The sequence below is a fragment of the Mesorhizobium sp. M00.F.Ca.ET.216.01.1.1 genome, from assembly GCF_004010325.2.
Taxonomy (GTDB): Bacteria; Pseudomonadota; Alphaproteobacteria; order Rhizobiales; family Rhizobiaceae; genus Mesorhizobium.
Genome location: NZ_SADR02000005.1, coordinates 99,129 through 116,621, shown reverse-complemented (window position 1 = coordinate 116,621; position 17,493 = coordinate 99,129). Strand labels below are relative to the sequence as shown.

Sequence of the window (17,493 nt, the reverse complement as noted above, 5' to 3'; positions counted from 1 at the left end):
ACCGGTATGAAAACGCCGGCCGACATCATCATGCGGCTGCAGCTGACGTCGCAGGATGGAACCAAGTCGGACCGCCGGCTGGCCGGCCTCGTGCTGTCCGATCTCGATTTCGTCTCCAAGGCGGCGATCTCGGAAATTGCCGCGCGCGTCGGCGTCAGCGAGCCCACGGTCACCCGGTTCTGCCGCAATCTCGGTTGCGATGGCTTGCGCGACTTCAAATTCTATCTGGCACAGGCCATCGCCATCGGTGGCCAGTATCTGTCGCCGGAGCCGCTGAATCGCGACATCCGCGAGCAGCGCATTGCTTCCGCCATCACCGAAGCGGCGATTGCCGCCATCCAGCGCGCCAGCGAAAACCTCGACATGAAGGCGCTGGTCGATGTCGCCGCGCGCATAGCGGTTTCCGGCAACGTCTTGTGCATCGGCTCCGGCGGCATTTCGTCGATGATGGCGACCGAGATGCAGAACCGGCTGTTCAGGCTGGGCTTGTCAGCCCTGGCGCAGGTCGACGGACAGTTGCAGCGCATGTATGCCGCCGTCGCGACCACCGACACCACGCTCGTTGCGTTCTCTGTCTCGGGCTACGCACGTTCGGTCATCGATGCCGTGCAGGTCGCCCGGCAATATGGCGCCGCCACCGTGGCCGTCACCGCGCCGGAGTCCGGCTTGGCCAAGGCCGCCGATACGGTGATCCAGTTCCAGCCGCTCGAAGACGGCAACATCTACAAGCCGACATCGTCGCGCTACGCCCTGCTGGCGATCGTCGACATCATCGCCACCGCGGTTGCGGAGGCGCGCGGACCGAAGGTTCTGGAAAATCTACGCCGCATCAAGCAGAGCGTGAACACGCTGAAGTTCGACGATCCCCGCCTGCCAATAGGCGACTGAACCGATCCATCCTTGTCGACAGCCCTAAGCCGCGGACTGCTCGCCGAGCGCCTCGACACTTTTTGCCAGCGTCGCCGGCTCGCCGAGAATGCGCAGCGTCTTCAGCCGGGCCGTGCCGCCGGCGACGACCGAAACTGCCGATGCCGGTATCCTGAGCGCCTTGGCGACCAGTCGTTCGAGCGCCTGGTTGGCAGCGCCGTTTTCCGGCACGGCACGGACGCGGGCCTTCAGATAGCTTCGCCCGTCCGCCGACGTCTCGATGCCCTCGAGCCTGTCCATCGCCGCTTTTGGCGTCAGCCGGACGAACAGGTCGACACCATCGTTACGGATGCGGAACGGCGCACTCATCAAGCGGCCTACATGCACCAGATCAAACGACCAGCGACAATACGGTGGTGAGCAGGAACTGCCGAAGGAAGAACAGGATCAGCAGCAGGATGATCGGCGAGATGTCGATGCCGCCGAGGTCGGGCATGAAGCGGCGGATCGGCCGCAGCGCCGGCTCGGTCAGCCGGAAGAGCATGTTGCCAACGCTGCCGACGAACTGATTGCGCGAATTGACGACGTTGAAGGCGTAAAGCCAGGAAAAGATCGCCGAGGCGATGATGATCCACCAATAAAGGTCAAGCGCCATGACGATGGTTTGAATAAGGGCGATCATGCCGGTCTCCAATTGTTGCCGACATGTAGCCATTACGCGCGAAAGCGGCAAGTGCCGCCTTCCGCCGCATGGCCGGATCGATGTCTGATGTCGGGCCGTTTCGCCTTGACACGAAACGGCCGCGACCGATAAATGCGCCATCCGCTGGACGGGGCTGTAGCTCAGCTGGGAGAGCGCATCGTTCGCAATGATGAGGTCAGGGGTTCGATCCCCCTCAGCTCCACCAGCGGGTTATCCTCCATCGCGAATCAACCGAAAGCCGCAGGCGCCAAGCAGAATTGGCGCCGCAAACCCAGGGATCCTGCCCGCCCGTCTAGTTGCGCAGGCTGAACACGAAAGGTGCTGTGCGGGTTACGCGGGAGCCAAGCTCCGGTGGCGGCGCCGGCACCGAGGCGCCTTGCAGGGCATTGAGCGCCGCGCGATCGAGATTCTCATCACCGGAAGACTGAACCAGGCGGGCGGATAGCACCCGGCCGGATGCGTCGACCGTGAAGGTCACGCTTGCGCTGCCCTCGGCGCGCCGGGATCTCGCCGCGCTCGGATAGCGGGTGTGCCGGTTTATCCACGATCTCAGTTTGGAGTTCCACCTGGCCGGGCTCACGCCGGACCGCGCGGCCGCTTCGGCCGGTTTCGACGCCGCGGTCCTGGGTGCCGGCTTGGCATCGACGCTGGCGGTGGTTACCGTCTTCGCCGGTTCGGCCTTCTCCTTCTTCGGGCGCTGCCTGGGCTTTTCGACAGGCTTCTTTTCGACAGGCTTCTTCGCCTTGGCTTCGGCCGGCTTCTTTGCCTTGGTTTCGAGGGGCGCTTCGGGTTTAGGCCGCGGCAGCGGAATGACCACGTCCGGCGCCACGGTCTCGACGGTGTCGGGCACGACTTCCTGCAACGGCGGCGGCCGGTCGGGCCGCTCCGCTACGGAAGGTTGGGTGGCGTCGACTTCGTCGGCCGGTAGCGGCTGTTCGGTGACCGGTTCGGCCTCTTTGGCCGCCGGCTCCGGCTCTTCGGCCTCAGGTTCCGTCACCGGCTTCGCCTCGGCGGTTTTTTCCGTCTCTTCGACCGGCTCCGCCTGGTCGGGCGCCACTGCATCCGGCACCGCAGCCTGCTCCTGCACCGCCGGCGCGAGCGCCATCGGCGACATCTCGATCACCACTGCCGGTGGCGGGCCGCCATCGGCATCGTCGGCGGGTCGCCAGTTCTGCATCGCATAGGCGATCGCGGCATGCGCGACGAGAACCAGCGCCGCCGCGGCCGCCCACAAGGCAATCTCGCGGGCGCCGAAACGCGGCAAATCGTTGCTGCGCAGGACGGCCGCCGGCTGCGTCATTGGGCCGTTCCGGTTTGCGGCGCCGCGGCATCGGCCGGCGGCAGTGTCTCCAGGCCGACCAGCGCGATCTTCAGATAGCCGGCGCTGCGCAGCAGATTCATCACCTCCATCAACTCGCCGTAACCAACCGCCTTGTCGGCGCGCAGGAATATCCGCGTCTGCTTGTCGCCCTTTGTCCGACCGTCGAGCGTAGCGGCGAAGATTTCGCGCGGCACGCTGTCATTGTCGATCGCCAGGCTGAGGTCGCTTTTCAGCGTCAGGAACAGCGGCGTCTCCGGCCGGGGCGCGGGCGTCGCGGTCGAACCCGGCAGGTCGACATTGACGTCGACCGTCGCCAACGGTGCTGCGACCATGAAGATAATCAGCAGGACCAGGATCACATCGATGAACGGGGTGACGTTGATCTCGTGGTTTTCCTCGAGATCGCCGTCGATATTCGCTCGAATTCTAGCCGCCATGGCGTTGCTCCGTCATTGCGCCGCCATGGCGGTGGCCGTTGGAACGGTGCGGAAATCCAGATCGCGGCTGACCAGCCGTTCGACGCCCGCCGATGCATCGGCCAGGACCTGCCGATAGCCGGCTATCGATCGTGCGAAGACGTTGTAGATGACCACCGCCGGGATCGCCGCGACAAGACCCATCGCAGTGGCGAGCAAGGCCTCGGCGATGCCAGGAGCGACGACCGCGAGATTGGTGGTCTGCGCCTGCGAAATGCCGATGAAGGCGTTCATGATGCCCCAGACGGTACCGAACAGGCCGACGAAAGGCGCGGTAGAGCCGATCGTCGCCAGCACGCCGGTACCGCGCGACATGCGCCGCGCCGCCGCCGCCTCGATGCGCGACAGCCGCGAGGTGACGCGTTCCTTCAAGCCGTCGCCGGACACATGGTCGAGCGCGCCAGCGGAAAGTGCGGTCTCTTCCTCGGCCGCCCGCACCAGCAGGGCGCCAGGGCCGCCATTGTGGCCAAGTTGGCGTCCGGCCTGCGTCAGCGTGGCGGCGTTGCCGATCGCGCGCGCGGCCCGGCGCGCACGCAACTTGCCGCCAAGGATCTCCAGCGACTTGGCAAGCCATATCGTCCAGGTGACCAGGGACGCAAAGGCCAGCCCGATCATCACCCCTTTCACGACGATGTCGGCAGCCATGAACATGCCCCACGGCGACAGATCGCGCGGCAGGGTCAGCGATATCGCGCTCGACGGGCCGGGTTCGGCCGGCGTGGGTGCGCCGCCCGCCGGTGGCACAGTTGACCCCCCTGGCGCGGTTTGCGCGGTTTGCGCAGCCTGCGCGGGAGCCGGTGTCTCGACCGCCGGGGCAGCGCCTGACGGCTGTTGCTGCGCCGCGGCGACGCTGGCCGACAGGACGAGTGATGCGGCCAGCGCCGCCAACAAACCATTTCTGGACAAGCTTCGTCCTCGCTTCATCATTGCACGTAACCGATCGGCTGGTCGGTGAGGGGGATGCGCAAACACCCCCATCTCGACGCCGAAGGCGCACGGCTTCGAGACGGAAGGCCGTCTGAACTCCAGCCACGGTCCTGGCCTCTCTGCTGCTCGGGTTGCATGTTTCCGGAACCGGGTCCCGGCAGCCAATGACCGGTTGACTATGAAACATGACTTTACTAGTCAACATTGAAGATGACTTTTTGAGTCAACAATATGTCGCGGCACCGGCGCTGCGGCACAATTCGGAAACGACGGGCCTCCCGAAATGAGGTTGGCGCTGGTCGCGGAATGAACAAAGATGCCGGAGCAGTCCGTCGGCATGTGCTGATCGCAACGGCATCGCAGCCGGCACCGCTCGGCTGGGCCACGCCCTAGCGCAGGATGCGATCAATCGCGCCCGATCAACGTCCAGGAATGCATCGAGAGCGCCTTTGGGCCGGTCGTCGGTTACGGTTGCAGTCGTGGCGAATGCACTAAGCCGGCCACCCGATCCCGAGCGTTTCAGCGGGCGCGGGCTTCCCGGACCGTGCGGGGCGCAAACGCTCCGGGTTGCGGCACGTCGGCCTCGCGCCGCGCCAGCGAATTGCGCAGCAGTGCGATCGTTTCGCGGCCGGCGGTCGCGATCTCACGCGGCCTGTCGACGCCGGCAATCATGAACTCGTGAATCCCCAGCCCGGCGTAAGGGAACAGCGACAGCGCGATCTGCGCCGGCGGCCCGGAAACGTCGACCGACTTGTGGCCGGAAGCGTTGTGCTCAGGACGGATCCGGACGGGAAGCGCGAAGCGCAGCTTGCCGGCGCGGCCGTGTTCGGCGGCGGCGCTGCGCACCCGCTGCATCATCTGCCGGATCTCGTCGAGCGAACCCGGCGTCAATTCAAAGATGTCGGCATGCCGCCCGGCGACCTTGAGCGCCGTCCCGGACTGTCCGCCCATGCGGATGGTCACGTCGGCACCGTGCGGACCCTTGCGCGGCACATAGCCGTCTTTGATGCTGTAGAAGGCGCCTTCGTGGTCGAAAGGCCTGTCGTTCGACCACAGCCGCTTCAGCAGCACAAGATATTCGTCGATGCGCTGCCAGACGGCGGTATGGCCGGCCGGACGTGTCTCGGCATCGTCGTCGCTAAGCGGCTCGCTGAGCATCCTGAGCGACAGCCGCCCGCCGCTTTTTGCGTCGAGGGCCGCCAGCTGCCGCGCCGCGACCGTCGGCTCGATCACGCCTGCCCAATGCGTCAGGACCACCTCCAGGGACGAGGTGCGGTCCAGCGCCTGGGCAGCGATATCCATGTTGGTCAGCAGCCCGGCCTGGTCGTCGACGACGATCTTCCGGAATCCGGCGTCCCCAATCAGCGACAGCTTTGTCGCTGTCTCGACGAAATCGTAGAAAAAGCCGGCGTCGGCAGGGTGAATTTTACCAGGAACATGCGTGAACTCGATCGGCATTGCCATCTCCTCCATCACGTTGGGAGCACAGGAGCGCAAAAGCACACCAGCGTTCGGTTCATTCAACTCCGATTGCCTGACGGGCCGTTGTCCTGATCAGTCACGACCCGATAACTGAGGGCTGGCCCCATGAATCAGGACCCCACGAATCAGGACCGCATGAATCAGGGCCCCAATCATCAGGGGATAAGGCCCACAACGACCGCCCCGGTGAACGCAAACGCAAGGGCAAAAACGAGATAGGCGAAGGCGCCTGCATAGGCCGGCCGCCAGGTCTGGTTAGTATCAAGCCTTTGGCCTCTGCGGTCAGTCCGAGCATTCTGGAAATAGGACATATCGACCTCCATCTCGGGATTAATCTATAAAATCAGTAGACTTTGTCGATTGCTATTTTCGAGCGGTTCTTGGAAGGATTTTCTCCAGCCGGAGGGCAAATTGGTTTTTTGCTGCTTAGCGCAAGCGTTTTCGAGACCATTGCCACGATGGCGGGAACGCCGGCGACGCGCTTGGCCACCCCGTGCATGAGGGATAGCATTGCCGCTTGGGCGAACAACGCGACGTCACAAGAACAGGGAGCAAAAACATGGGCGGAAGACTGGCCGGCAAGGTCGCCATAATTTCGGGCGGAGCGACGGGAATGGGCGGAGCGGCCTCGAAACTTTTCGCCGCCGAAGGCGCCAGGGTGGCGATCATCGATCGCAACGGCGAGGCCGCAGCCGCCACCGCGGCGGCGATCCGGGCACGCGGCCATGCCGCCGAGCACTGGGTTGCAGATGTGTCGGATGAAGCGCAGGTCGAGGCCGCAGTGAAAGGGGCGACCGAGAAATTCGGCCCGGTCACCACGCTGTTCAACCACGCCGGCACCATCGTCATCAAACCCTTCCTGGAAACCACGCTTCAGGAATGGGAATGGCTGCATGCCGTCAATGTGCGCTCGATGTTCCTGATGACGCGCGCCGTGCTGCCCGGCATGATCGCCGCCGGCGGCGGTTCGATCGTCTGCACCTCATCGATCTCGGCGGTAGCGGCGACGCCGATGGAAGTGCTCTACGACACCACCAAGGGCGCTTGCCACATGTTCGCGCGTGCCATCGCCGTCGAGTTCCGTGACCGCAACATCCGCTGCAATGCGGTCTGTCCCGGCTTCATCAAGACGCCGCACGGCCTGCGCGAGGTCGCCGATCTCGGAAAACTCGGCGTCGACGTCTCCGACGCGGCGATGGCCGCGCAACAAGGACGCATCGGCGAGCCAGAGGAAGTGGCGAAGGCGGCGCTGTTCCTGGCCAGCGACGACTCCAGCTTCGTCAACGGCGCGCATCTGTTCGTCGACAACGGCTTTACCGCGATGTGAGAAGGGAGTGGCGATCACCGTTCTTCCCGGCGGAACGGCTTGAGCAGCGCCGAGGGTGCGACGGCGCTGCGCGACATCACCGCCATGGCGACGATGGTGAAGACGAAAGGCAGCATCAGGAACGCCTCGTAGGGGATGTGGCCGAGTCCGCTTGCCTGCATGCGCAGTTGCAAGGCATCGACGAAGGCGAACAAAAGTGCCGCGCCTGCCGAACGCCAGGGATCCCAGCGGCCGAAGACGACGAGCGCGATCGCCACCCAGCCACGCCCCGAGACGACGCCGAAGGTAAAGGCGTTGAACTGCGCCATCGACAGGAAGGCGCCGGCCAGCCCCATCAAGGCGCCGCCGAGGACCACCGCCTGGAAGCGCGTCGCGATGACGCCGACGCCGGCTGAGTCGGCGGCGCGCGGATTTTCCCCGACCATGCGCACAGACAGGCCCCACGGCGTGCGGTAGAGCACGAAAGCGGCCAAGGGAATGGCCAGCATCGCCATATAAACCAGCGAAAACTGGTTGAACACCGCCGGCCCGAGCACCGGGATGTCGGACAGAATCGGGATCGGCAGCGTCTCGAACCCCTTGATGTTCGGCGGCACCGATTGCTGGCCGAAGATCAGCCGGTAGAGGAAATAGGCAAGGCCGGAGCAGAACAGCGTCACGCCGATGCCACAGACATGCTGGCTGAGGCCGAGCGCCACTGTGAACAGCGCATGCAGGGCGCCCATCAACGCGCCGGTCAGCACGGCGACGAGGACGCCAAGCCACAGGCTGCCGCTGAGGCTGGTCGCCGTGAAGCCGGTCATCGCCGAGAGCAGCATGATGCCTTCGATGCCGAGATTGAGCACGCCGGCCCGCTCGGAGAACATCTCACCCAGCGTCGCGAAGGCCAAAGGCGTGGCGATGCGGATGATCGCCGCCAGGAAGCCTACCTGAAAGATCTGTTCCAGCACCACGCTCATCTAGCTGCCCCGACCCGGCGAATGCGATAGGCGGTGAACAGCAGCGCCACCAGCATGGCGAGCAGCGCCGTGCCTTGGATGACCTCGCTGAGGAAGGCAGGGACACCGGTCGCCCGCGACATCGCCTCGGCACCGGTCATGACGGCGGCAAGAAAGATCGCCGCCGGCACCACGCCGAGCGGGTTGAGTCGCGCCAGCATGGCGACGACGATGCCGGAATAACCATAGCCCGGCGAGATATCGCTCATCACCTGGAAGTGCACGCCGCCGACCTCGCCGACGCCGGCAAGGCCGGCGAGTGCACCGGACAGCAGCGCCGTCGAGATCAGCACCCGCTCGACATGGATGCCGCCATAGCGCGCGGCTTCGGGGTTTTCGCCGGTGACCCTGATCCTGAAGCCGAGCGTCGTGCGCACGATCAGGAACCAGATCAAGGGTGCGGCGATCAGTGCCGCCAAAACGCCGAGATGCAGCCGCGTGCCTTCGAGCAACACCGGGAAATTCGCGGATTCCTCGATCGGCGGCGAGATCGGATAGCCGCTGAAACTGTCCTTCCACGGTCCCTCGATCAGCGCCATCAGCGCATAGAAGATGACCGAGTTGAGCAGCAGCGAGCTGACCACGTCGTCGACCTTGAATTTCACCCGCAGCGTCGCGGGGATGAGGGCCACCGCCGCTCCAGCACCCGCACCCGCCACCGCCATCAAAAACATGGCGAGCGGGCCCGGCATCGGGATGGCGCCGACAGCACAGCTCGCCACCGCACCGGCCAGCAATTGCCCCTCAGCGCCGATGTTCCAGAATTTGGCGCGGAAGGCGACCGCCACGGCAAGCCCGGTGAAGATCATCGGCGCGGCGCGCACCAGTGTCTCGGTGATGGCGTAGCTATCGCCCAATGACGCCGAAAACATCACGCCATAGGCCTCGATGACGCCAGCGCCGGCCAGCGCGATGAGGCCGCTGCACAGCACCAGCGTTGCCCCGATCGCCAGCAGCGGCAGGGCGAGGTTGAACCAGGCAGGCGTGCTGGTGCGGGCCTCGAGGCGGAACATCAGGCGGTCCCCTCCGCCCCGGTCATCATCAGGCCGAGTCGAGCCACAGTGGCGTCGGCGCTGGCCAGCGTGCCGGCGATGCGTCCCTCATACATCACCGCGATGCGATCCGAGAGCATCAGCAACTCTTCGAGATCCTCGCCGATGACGATGATGCCGCAGCCTTTCGTCCGCATGTCGAGGAACTTTTCGTGGATGAAGCGCGCGGCGCCGATATCGAGGCCGCGTGTCGGCTGCGAAACGATCAGCACCTTGGGATCGAAGGCAAGCTCGCGCGCCAGCAGCGCCTTTTGCAGATTGCCGCCGGACAGCGCGCCGGCGCGCGTCATCGGTCCGGGGCAGCGTATGTCATAGGCCTTGATCTGCGCCTCAGCGAAAGCGCGGATCGCGTCCGGCTTGAGCAGGCCGTTGCGGCTGAACGCGCCCGTGCCGATGCGCGGCAGCACCATTGAATCGGCGAGCGGCAAATTGGTGACCAGCCCGGTCGTCATGCGGTCTTCCGGAATGCGACCGAGACCGAGCGCCTGCACTTCGCGCGGCGAAAACCGCGAAACCATTTTGCCGGCTATCGTCATCTGGCCGGCATCGGCGGCGCGCACGCCGGAGATCACGTCCGCAAGCGCCCGCTGGCCATTGCCCGAAACACCGGCAATGCCGAGAATCTCGCCCGCGCGGACAAAGAGCGATACATCGCGCAGCGGCGTGCCGGCGTGGCCGGAGGTCGAGATACCCTCCAGCGTCAGCACCGCCGCACCCGGCGTCGATGGCCCCCTGGCCGGCGGCACGATCTCGTGGCCGCACATCAGCCGCGCCATCTCGGATGATGTGGTGCTGGCGGGAGCATCGACGCGGCCGGCGACGCGCCCATGTCGCAGCACCACGCAGCGATGGGTCAGCGCCCTGACCTCGTTGAGCTTGTGCGAGATGAAAATGATGCCGAGCCCCTGGGCTGACATCGAGCGCAGCGCGGCAAACAGCCCATCGACCTCGGTTGGCGCCAGCACCGCCGTTGGCTCATCGAGGATCAGCAGCCTTGCGCCGCGAAACAGCGCCTTGACGATTTCGAGCCGCTGCTGCTCGCCGACCGACAATGCCGAGACCGGAAGGTCCGGATCGAGGGTGAGCCCGTGCTGGCGGCCGATCTCGCCGAGCCGTGCCAGCCCGCCGGCGCGGTCGATCCGGCCTGATCTCCCTGATATGCCGATGAGCAGGTTTTCCAGCACCGAAAGCCGCGGCGCCAGATGAAAATGCTGGTGCACCATGCCGATGCCGGCGGCAAGCGCATCGGCCGAGCTGTTGATCGTCACTGGCTTGCCCTGGACCAGGATCTCGCCGGCGTCGGGCGCATAAGCGCCAAACAGCACGTTCATCAGCGTCGTCTTGCCGGCGCCGTTTTCGCCGAGCAGCCCGAGGATCTCGCCCGGCGCGACGCTCAGGTCCACGGCCTCGTTCGCCTTCACGGCGCCGAAGCTCTTGGAGATGCCGCGCATTTCAATGAGAGGGGCGGACAAGGGCAAGGGTGCTCCCGATCGGAATTGGCTTTACGATTCAGCTTTGACCTGTGGGAATGCGCTGCGCCCCCTCTGGCCTACCCTCTTTGCCAAAACTTGGCATCTCACCCTCAAGGGGGAGATCGGATGTCACTTCTGCTTTCGCCAATTTCCACATCGAAGAGCAGTACCGCCGGCGAAGCTGCCAATCTCCCCCCTTGAGGGGGAGATGTCCGGCAGGACAGAGGGGGTGGGACAAGCACCAGACCCCGAGACAGAGTCTTTAGTCCGATACTGGCGTGTTCTCGTCGACATCGACGCGGAAATTGCCGTCGAGGATTTCGGCCTTTTTCTTTTCGACCATCTCCTTGACCTCGGCAGGCAGGGTCTTGTCGAACTTGTGGTAGGGCGCGAGATACGACCCGCCCTTGGCCATGCGCGAGAAATCGCCATAGTCCTGCGCCGTGAAGACGCCGGCCTTGACCAGCTTGATCGCCTGCTCGACCGTCGGATACATGTCCCACACCGGCCCCGTGATCACCGTGTCGGGGCCGAGGCTCGCCTGGTCGGACATGTTGGAGATGGCGAGGATCTTCTTTTCCGCCGCCGCCTCGATGACGCCGAAGCGCTCGGCATAAATCACATCCGCGCCGGCGTCGATCTGGGCGACAGCCGCCTCCTTTGCCTTCGGCGGGTCGAAGAAGGAACCGATGAAGGCGACCTTCTTCTTGATGTTCGGATTGACTTCCTTGGCGCCGGCAAAGAAGGCGTTGACCAGCCGGTTCACTTCCGGAATGCCCATCGCCGCGACCGCGCCGATCGTGCCTGATTTCGACATCTTTCCGGCAATCATGCCGGAGAGATAAGCTGGCTCATGGATCCAGTTGTCGAAGACACCGAAATTCGGCTCGGCCGGCCCAGCGCCGGAGCCGAACAGAAAGGCTGTCTTCGGGAACTGCTTGGCCGTGCGGCGGGATTCACGTTCTGCCGCGAAGGCATCGCCCAGCACCAGCTGGTAGCCGCCTTGCGCATATTCGCGCATGACGCGGCTGAAATCAGCAGTCTGAACCTTCTCCGACCATTTGTACGCGATGCCGAGTTCCTTCTCGGCCTTCTGCAGGGCGACATGGATCTGGTTGTCCCATGGCTCCTCGATCGGTGTGGCGAAGATCGCCGCCACCTTCAGCTTCTTGTCCTTGGCGAAGGCACTGCCCGGCAGCAAGGCTGCCGCCAGGCCGAACGCGCCCAGCTCCAGCACATTGCGCCGCGAAAGCCCTTCGCGTTTCGATTGGATTTTGCTCTTCCCGTTTTCCATTGCATGCCCCTCTGATTGGCGCCGTGTCGAGCCGGCTTTGTTCTCTGGAATATCAGCAACGGAACTATGGAACGGCGCCTGGCTTTTGTCCACGTGGTCAAATTTGACGGCAAAAGAAATGTCGCCTTGGCAGTCGCCTCAGCGCAGCGCCTTCTGGCCGCCGGCGGCGGTGATGACGCCGACGATGATCAGCCCGGTCAGCACCAGGCGCACGCCGACGCTGACGCCGAAGGTGTTGAGCATGGTGAGCAGCAGCACCAGGAACAGCGCCGCGCCCCAAACTCCAGGCACATTGGCCTTGCCGCCCGCAACCGAGGTGCCGCCGATGACGACGACGGCGATCGAGGCCAAAAGGTACTCGTTGCCGATATCGACATTGGCGCCGCGGAAATAGCCGGCAAGCAGCGCCCCGTCGATGCCGCCGAGCGCGCCGCATAGCGTGTAGGTGAAAAAGCGGATGCGGCCGACATTGACGCCTGCCAGCCAGGCGGCACGGATGTTCTGGCCGATTGCCAGCACCGAGCGGCCATAGATCATGCGCTGCAGCGCGATGGCGGCGCCGATGGTGAACAGCACGGTGAGCATCGCCAGCACCGGAATGCCAAGAATCTGCCAATTGGCGAAATCGGCGAAGCCCGGCGGCGGCTTGATCTGCAGGCCGCGCCCGTAGCTGATGTCGATCGACTGGATGATGAAGCTGGCCGACAGCGTGGCAATGATCGGCGGAATGCGCAGAGCCCAGATCAGCAGATAGTTGGCGGCACCGATCGCCATGCCGCAGGCGAGCGCCGCCAGTAGCCCGACGGCGATCATCGAATCATTGCCGTCCATGACCTTCATGGCCACCGCGCTGGCGAGACCGATATTGGCCGGCAGCGACAGGTCGACATTGCCCGGCCCGAGCGTGATGACGAACATCTGCCCGACCCCGACGATGACAGTGAACACGGCGAGCGACAGCGCCGCGGTGATCATGCCGCCGCCGCCGTAGCCGCCGGTGAAGGCGATTGTCGCCAGCCACACAAGCAGCGCGCCGAGGAACGACCAGATCCACGGTTTGGTTAGCAGCATCCGCAGCGAGGTCATTGCTCATCTCTCCCTGCGGCTGATCAGCACCCGAGCCGCCAGCACGATGATAAGGATGGCGCCATTGGCCGCCACCTGCCAATCGGGCGGAATGTGCATGAAGGTCAGCAGCGGTGAGGCGGCGAGCGCCAGCGTCAGCGCTCCGATCACCGCGCCAATCGGCGACACCCGCCCGCCGACGAATTCGCCGCCGCCGAGGATGACGCCGGCGATCGACAGCAGCGTGTAGCCATTGCCGATATTGGCATCGGCCGAGGTGGTGATGCCGATCAGGGCCATGCCGGACAGCACGCCGAACAGGCCGGTCAGCGCAAACAGCACGATCTTGGTCCTGAGCAGCGACCAGCCGGCGCGCTCGAGGGCTGCGGCATTGCCGCCCGACCCGCGCAAGATCACGCCGTAGGAGGTGCGCATCAGGCCGAAATGGACGACCGCGGCGATCAGCAGCGCCGCGATGATCGGGAACGGAATGAGAGGCGGCTTGAAAGCCATGATCGACAGCAGCCAGTCCGGCGCCTTGCCGCCGGGCTTGGGCAGGATAAGGATGGCCAGGCCCTGCCAGACGAAGCTCATGCCGAGCGTCACCACGATTGATGGCAGGTTGCGCAGATGGATCAGAGCGCCGAGCAGCGCGTAGACGCCGATCGATCCGGCGAGGACCGCGACGCCGAGCAGCGGCGCATCCTTCAGCCATGTCGCCGTGACGCAACCGACGAAACCGACGAAGGTGCCGATCGACAGGTCGAGCTCGTTGCCGGAGATGACGAACATCTGCGCGATCGTCGCCAAAGCGATCGGGATCGCCAGGTTGAGCATCAGGCTGAAGCCGAAATAGCTGATGGCGCGCGGGTTGAGCCAGGCGATCGCCATCAGCACCAGCGCCAGTGACAGTGCCGGCAACAGGCTGCGCAGCATGCGCGCCCGCGCCGCGGCGCGGCGGGTAGAGGAACTCCTGAGGCCGTTCTCGACGGACGCCGCTGTCATCTCAGGCCGCGTCGCCGAACGAGGACTGGATGATCTTTTCCTCTGTCAGTTCGTCGCGACGAAGATTGGCGACAATCCGGCCGTTCTTGAACACGTAGATGTGGTCGCAATTGTCGAGCTCTTCGGTTTCCGTGGTGTACCAGAGGAAGGTGCGGCCGTTGCGAGCCTCTTCGCGCACGAGATCGTAGACCTCGAGCTTGGTGCCGATATCGACGCCGCGCATCGGATCGTCCATCAGCACAATCTTCGCGTCGGAGCCGAGCGCGCGGGCAAACAAGGTCTTCTGCTGGTTGCCGCCGGACAGCGAGAAGATGTTGTTGTTCAGGTCGGGCGTGCGGATGCCGATTTTCCCCCGCCAGAATTCGGCGAGTTCGGCTTCGCGCTGCGGCGAGATCAAGAGACCGTTGCGCAATCGCGCCAGCGAGCGGATGCCGATATTCTCGGCGATCGACCACTGCGGGAAAATCCCGTCCGCTTGGCGGTCGCCGGCGACCAGCGCCACCGGCGCGGTGACCTCGATGCCAGCCTTGGCGCGCGAAGCCGCGGCGAAGATCGCCAGCAGCAGGTCGGTCTGTCCATGTCCGGCAAGTCCGGCAAGTCCGATGATCTCACCCGCATTCGCGACAAGCTGCTTGCCGTCCTCTTGCCGCGCCGGACGAGCCCGGACCCGCAAGGGGCCGGCCTCTCGTTTCGCGATTTCGGCCGCGATCTTCTCACGCGCTTCCGCACCACCCATCGTGGTGACCAGCCTGTCGCGATCGAAAGCCTTCGCCGCATCGGCCGCGACGACCTTGCCGTCGCGCATGACCACGATGCGGTCGGCATTTTGCAGCACCTCGCCCAGCACATGCGAGATCAGGATGCAGCTTCCGCCAGCGGCGACGAAGCGGCGGACGAAGGCCAGCAACTGGCCGGCCGTATGCGCATCGAGCGAGGAGGTCGGCTCGTCGAGGATGACCAGCTCGAGCGGATCCTGCGTCACCGTGAAGGCGCGCGCCACCTCGACCGTCTGCCGCCTGCCGATGGAGAGGTCGCCGGCAATATCGGAAGCCGAGATGCTGTGGTCCGGAAAGATCTCGTCGAGTTTGGCGGCGATGAGATCGGCGGCCTTGCGCCGCCAACCGAGCCCGCGCAGCGCTGGATGGTTGATGCGCGTGTTTTCGGCGACGCTGAGGTTCGGGCACAGCGACAGTTCCTGGAACACGCAGCGTATGCCGAGCTGCTGCGCACGCGGCACCGAATAATTGTGCTCGATGCCGCCGCGCACTGCGATCTGCCCGCTGTCGGGCACCAGCGTGCCCGCCACCATATGCATGAGTGTCGATTTACCCGCGCCATTGTGACCGACAAGGCCGACGCACTCGCCGGCACCGACGTGGAAATCGACGCCGTCGAGCGCGCGGACGGCGCCGAAATGCTTTTCGGCGCCGTCCAGCCTGACGATGTCTGCGCTATCTCCAGCCATACTCCACGATATCCGGTTGGCACCGATCGTGCCACATCACTTGATGTTGGCTTTGATGGCCGCGATGGCATCTTCCTGCGTGTATTCGTGGCTGGCGACACCGCCCTTGGGAATGTTCGGCAGCGCCGCCTCGAAATCATCCTGGGTGAAGGCGAGGTACGGCACCAGCAGATCGTGCGGAATGTCTTTGCGACCGTCGAGCACCTGCTGCGCCACCCAGAAGGCAAGCGACGACACGCCGGGCGCAATGGAAGCCGACCAGGTCTGGTAGCCGTCCTTCTCCTTCTGTTCCTTCCACCATTGCAACTCGTCCTGGCGGTTGCCCATGATGATGGTCGGACGCGGCTTGCCGGCGGCCGCGAAGGCCTGCGCCGCGCCGTAGCCGTCACCGCCCTGGTCGACGATGCCGACGACTTCCGGCAGCGACGGCAGGATCGTCGCCACCGCCTTCTGCGCCGTCGTCTGGTCCCAGTCGCCGGTGACCGAGCCGACGATCTTGAATTCGGGATGGGCGGCGACGCCCTCCAGGATGCCGGCATGGATGGCATCGTCGATCGACGTGCCGGCAAGGCCGCGGATCTCCAGCAGGTTGCCGCCCTTGGGCTGGAACTTGGCCATCTGCTCGACTTCCTGCTTGCCCATGTCCTTGAAATCGACCACGACGCGGTAGGCGCAGGGTTCGGTGACGATGCCGTCGAATGAAACGACGGTGATGCCCGCATCGCAAGCCTGCTTGATGGCACCGTTGAGCGCGTCCGGCGAGGCGGCGTTGATGACGATGGCATCGTAGCCCTGCAGGATCAGGTTCTGCACCTGCGCTGCCTGGGTCGGAACTTCCTTGTCGGCAGTCGTGAAGACGTCGGCTGCCGCGACCACCTTGTCTTCGACCGCCTTCTTGGTGACGATGCCGTAGCTGTTCAGCATCGCCTGCCGCCACGAATTGCCGGCATAATTGTTGGAGAAGGCGATCTTCTTGCCGCTGGTATCGGCAAGTGCGGTGCCCGACGCGAGCATCGCCGCAAGGGCGCTTAAGATGAGTATCTTCTTCATGTCATAGTCCTCCCTGGTGTTGTCGACTGCTACAATTCTCGCCGGTTTTGACGCCGGCCTACCTCCAATCCTGATTTGAGCATGAATGGCCTCGGACTCAAAACAGTCTCAATCCCGGCACGCGCACCCTGAGCCGGTACAGCGATCTCGACGCGGCGATGTAAAGGCTCTTCAGATCGTCGTCGCCGAATGTGAAGTTCGCACAGTATTCCGGTGTCCGGATGACGCCCAAAATGTCGCCCGATGCGTCAAAAACATGGATGCCGCCCGGACCGGTGCAATAGACATTGCCGCGGCTGTCGATCTTCATGCCATCAGGCGATCCCGGTTCCTCGCCTTCGACCACCGCCCACACGGCGCCGCCATTCAGATCGCCATTCGCCTCGACGCCAAACACCCTGATGTGCCCTTGCTCGGTGTCGTTGATGAACAGGCGCGACTCGTCCAGCGAGAAGCAGAGGCCGTTCGGCTGCACGAAGTCATCAGCTAGCAGCGTCACTCGGGCGCCGTCGGCATCGATCCGGTAGATGCCCTGGAATGACAGCTCCTGCGCCCGCGGCACGCCGTAAAATTCCATCCGGCCGAAGCTCGGGTCGGTGAAATAGATCGACCCACCGGTGGCAACGACGATATCGTTCGGGCTGTTGAGCTGCCTGTTGCCGTGATGGGTGGCAAGAACCGTCGTGGTGCCGTTCGGCTCGGCGCGCGTAACCCGGCTCGTCGCATGCTCACAGGTGACCAGCCGTCCCTGGCGATCGAGCGTATTGCCGTTGGCCTTGTGGCTCGGCTCCCGGAACAGCTCGACTTCGCCCGAAGGTCGCCGCCGATACATGCGGTTTTCCGAAATGTCGCTGAACACCAGCCACTTCTCATAGGGGTGCCATACCGGCCCTTCGACGAAGCCGAAACCGCCCGCCAGTTTTTCCAAGGTGGCATTTCCGACGACGTCGCCGAAGCCGGAATGGCGAGCTCTCGCCGGCATCGACATT

Annotated in this window: 17 protein-coding genes and 1 tRNA gene; 3 read left to right on the top strand and 15 right to left on the bottom strand. The window is 64.5% G+C overall.

The window, feature by feature from the left end:
* Positions 1 to 6 precede the first annotated feature (6 nt).
* On the top strand, positions 7 to 888 hold the full coding sequence (locus tag EN859_RS08980) for a MurR/RpiR family transcriptional regulator (RefSeq protein ID WP_127853002.1): 882 nt from the start codon (positions 7 to 9) through the stop codon (positions 886 to 888).
* Between the two features lie 24 nt (positions 889 to 912).
* Here EN859_RS08980 and EN859_RS08975 read toward each other — a convergent pair whose 3' ends face one another.
* Both EN859_RS08975 and EN859_RS08970 read right to left on the bottom strand, forming a co-directional pair.
* Complete coding sequence (locus tag EN859_RS08975; protein WP_127853001.1) at positions 913 to 1,236, bottom strand: DUF167 family protein; 324 nt, start codon at positions 1,234 to 1,236, stop codon at positions 913 to 915.
* Positions 1,237 to 1,258: 22 nt separating this feature from the next.
* Positions 1,259 to 1,549 (bottom strand): YggT family protein, encoded by a 291-nt coding sequence (locus EN859_RS08970; protein ID WP_127853000.1) that lies wholly within the window; start codon positions 1,547 to 1,549, stop codon positions 1,259 to 1,261.
* A gap of 150 nt (positions 1,550 to 1,699) precedes the next feature.
* Here EN859_RS08970 and EN859_RS08965 point away from each other — a divergent pair.
* A tRNA-Ala gene (locus EN859_RS08965) sits at positions 1,700 to 1,775 on the top strand.
* Between the two features lie 87 nt (positions 1,776 to 1,862).
* Here EN859_RS08965 and EN859_RS08960 read toward each other — a convergent pair.
* The 4 genes from EN859_RS08960 to EN859_RS08945 all read right to left on the bottom strand — a co-directional run bounded on the left by EN859_RS08960 (position 1,863) and on the right by EN859_RS08945 (position 5,752).
* Complete coding sequence (locus EN859_RS08960; protein ID WP_127852999.1) at positions 1,863 to 2,870, bottom strand: energy transducer TonB; 1,008 nt, start codon at positions 2,868 to 2,870, stop codon at positions 1,863 to 1,865.
* Positions 2,867 to 3,328, bottom strand: coding sequence for a TonB system transport protein ExbD (gene exbD, locus EN859_RS08955; protein ID WP_127852998.1), 462 nt, complete (start codon positions 3,326 to 3,328; stop codon positions 2,867 to 2,869). The genes EN859_RS08960 and exbD overlap by 4 nt, the downstream gene beginning before the upstream one ends.
* 12 nt (positions 3,329 to 3,340) lie before the next feature.
* Positions 3,341 to 4,273 carry a tonB-system energizer ExbB gene (gene exbB / locus EN859_RS08950; RefSeq protein WP_127852997.1) on the bottom strand — a complete coding sequence of 311 codons (933 nt, stop codon included), beginning with the start codon at positions 4,271 to 4,273 and terminating at the stop codon, positions 3,341 to 3,343.
* 540 nt (positions 4,274 to 4,813) lie between these two features.
* Complete coding sequence (locus EN859_RS08945; RefSeq protein ID WP_127852996.1) at positions 4,814 to 5,752, bottom strand: LLM class flavin-dependent oxidoreductase; 939 nt, start codon at positions 5,750 to 5,752, stop codon at positions 4,814 to 4,816.
* Between the two features lie 583 nt (positions 5,753 to 6,335).
* On the opposite strand from EN859_RS08945, the gene EN859_RS08935 reads away from it, so the two are divergent.
* On the top strand, positions 6,336 to 7,103 hold the full coding sequence (locus tag EN859_RS08935) for an SDR family oxidoreductase (protein WP_127852994.1): 768 nt from the start codon (positions 6,336 to 6,338) through the stop codon (positions 7,101 to 7,103).
* A gap of 14 nt (positions 7,104 to 7,117) precedes the next feature.
* Here EN859_RS08935 and EN859_RS08930 read toward each other — a convergent pair whose 3' ends face one another.
* The 9 genes from EN859_RS08930 to EN859_RS08890 all read right to left on the bottom strand — a co-directional run bounded on the left by EN859_RS08930 (position 7,118) and on the right by EN859_RS08890 (position 17,486).
* The gene (locus EN859_RS08930; protein WP_127852993.1) at positions 7,118 to 8,062 is read right to left on the bottom strand and encodes an ABC transporter permease; all 945 of its coding nucleotides are present in this window, start codon (positions 8,060 to 8,062) and stop codon (positions 7,118 to 7,120) included.
* Positions 8,059 to 9,114, bottom strand: coding sequence for an ABC transporter permease (locus EN859_RS08925; RefSeq protein WP_127852992.1), 1,056 nt, complete (start codon positions 9,112 to 9,114; stop codon positions 8,059 to 8,061). Before EN859_RS08925 ends, EN859_RS08930 begins: the two co-directional genes overlap by 4 nt.
* Positions 9,114 to 10,625, bottom strand: a complete 1,512-nt coding sequence (locus EN859_RS08920; protein ID WP_127852991.1) for an ABC transporter ATP-binding protein — start codon at positions 10,623 to 10,625, stop codon at positions 9,114 to 9,116. The genes EN859_RS08925 and EN859_RS08920 overlap by 1 nt, the downstream gene beginning before the upstream one ends.
* A gap of 262 nt (positions 10,626 to 10,887) precedes the next feature.
* Positions 10,888 to 11,919: a BMP family protein gene (locus tag EN859_RS08915; RefSeq protein WP_127852990.1), complete on the bottom strand. Its 1,032-nt coding sequence runs from the start codon at positions 11,917 to 11,919 to the stop codon at positions 10,888 to 10,890.
* Between the two features lie 138 nt (positions 11,920 to 12,057).
* Entirely contained in the window at positions 12,058 to 13,005 is a 948-nt protein-coding gene (locus EN859_RS08910) for an ABC transporter permease (protein WP_127852989.1), read from the bottom strand.
* A 3-nt stretch (positions 13,006 to 13,008) separates the two neighbouring features.
* Positions 13,009 to 13,989 (bottom strand): ABC transporter permease, encoded by a 981-nt coding sequence (locus tag EN859_RS08905; RefSeq protein ID WP_127852988.1) that lies wholly within the window; start codon positions 13,987 to 13,989, stop codon positions 13,009 to 13,011.
* A gap of 1 nt (position 13,990) precedes the next feature.
* Complete coding sequence (locus tag EN859_RS08900; RefSeq protein ID WP_127852987.1) at positions 13,991 to 15,454, bottom strand: sugar ABC transporter ATP-binding protein; 1,464 nt, start codon at positions 15,452 to 15,454, stop codon at positions 13,991 to 13,993.
* A 36-nt stretch (positions 15,455 to 15,490) separates the two neighbouring features.
* Positions 15,491 to 16,504 (bottom strand): ABC transporter substrate-binding protein, encoded by a 1,014-nt coding sequence (locus EN859_RS08895; protein WP_127852986.1) that lies wholly within the window; start codon positions 16,502 to 16,504, stop codon positions 15,491 to 15,493.
* Positions 16,505 to 16,601: 97 nt separating this feature from the next.
* Entirely contained in the window at positions 16,602 to 17,486 is an 885-nt protein-coding gene (locus EN859_RS08890) for an SMP-30/gluconolactonase/LRE family protein (protein ID WP_245525510.1), read from the bottom strand.
* Positions 17,487 to 17,493: the final 7 nt, after the last annotated feature.

Coding starts and splice junctions, on each gene's coding strand:
- EN859_RS08960 (WP_127852999.1), bottom strand. CDS start 2,870: ATGACGCAGCCGGCGGCCGTCCTGCGCAGCAACGATTTGCCGCGTTTC.
- EN859_RS08910 (WP_127852989.1), bottom strand. CDS start 13,005: ATGACCTCGCTGCGGATGCTGCTAACCAAACCGTGGATCTGGTCGTTC.
- EN859_RS08890 (WP_245525510.1), bottom strand. CDS start 17,486: ATGCCGGCGAGAGCTCGCCATTCCGGCTTCGGCGACGTCGTCGGAAAT.
- EN859_RS08930 (WP_127852993.1), bottom strand. CDS start 8,062: ATGAGCGTGGTGCTGGAACAGATCTTTCAGGTAGGCTTCCTGGCGGCG.
- exbD (WP_127852998.1), bottom strand. CDS start 3,328: ATGGCGGCTAGAATTCGAGCGAATATCGACGGCGATCTCGAGGAAAAC.
- EN859_RS08970 (WP_127853000.1), bottom strand. CDS start 1,549: ATGATCGCCCTTATTCAAACCATCGTCATGGCGCTTGACCTTTATTGG.
- EN859_RS08905 (WP_127852988.1), bottom strand. CDS start 13,989: ATGACAGCGGCGTCCGTCGAGAACGGCCTCAGGAGTTCCTCTACCCGC.
- EN859_RS08895 (WP_127852986.1), bottom strand. CDS start 16,504: ATGAAGAAGATACTCATCTTAAGCGCCCTTGCGGCGATGCTCGCGTCG.
- EN859_RS08945 (WP_127852996.1), bottom strand. CDS start 5,752: ATGCCGATCGAGTTCACGCATGTTCCTGGTAAAATTCACCCTGCCGAC.
- EN859_RS08980 (WP_127853002.1), top strand. CDS start 7: ATGAAAACGCCGGCCGACATCATCATGCGGCTGCAGCTGACGTCGCAG.
- EN859_RS08925 (WP_127852992.1), bottom strand. CDS start 9,114: ATGTTCCGCCTCGAGGCCCGCACCAGCACGCCTGCCTGGTTCAACCTC.
- EN859_RS08900 (WP_127852987.1), bottom strand. CDS start 15,454: ATGGCTGGAGATAGCGCAGACATCGTCAGGCTGGACGGCGCCGAAAAG.
- EN859_RS08935 (WP_127852994.1), top strand. CDS start 6,336: ATGGGCGGAAGACTGGCCGGCAAGGTCGCCATAATTTCGGGCGGAGCG.
- EN859_RS08915 (WP_127852990.1), bottom strand. CDS start 11,919: ATGGAAAACGGGAAGAGCAAAATCCAATCGAAACGCGAAGGGCTTTCG.
- EN859_RS08975 (WP_127853001.1), bottom strand. CDS start 1,236: ATGAGTGCGCCGTTCCGCATCCGTAACGATGGTGTCGACCTGTTCGTC.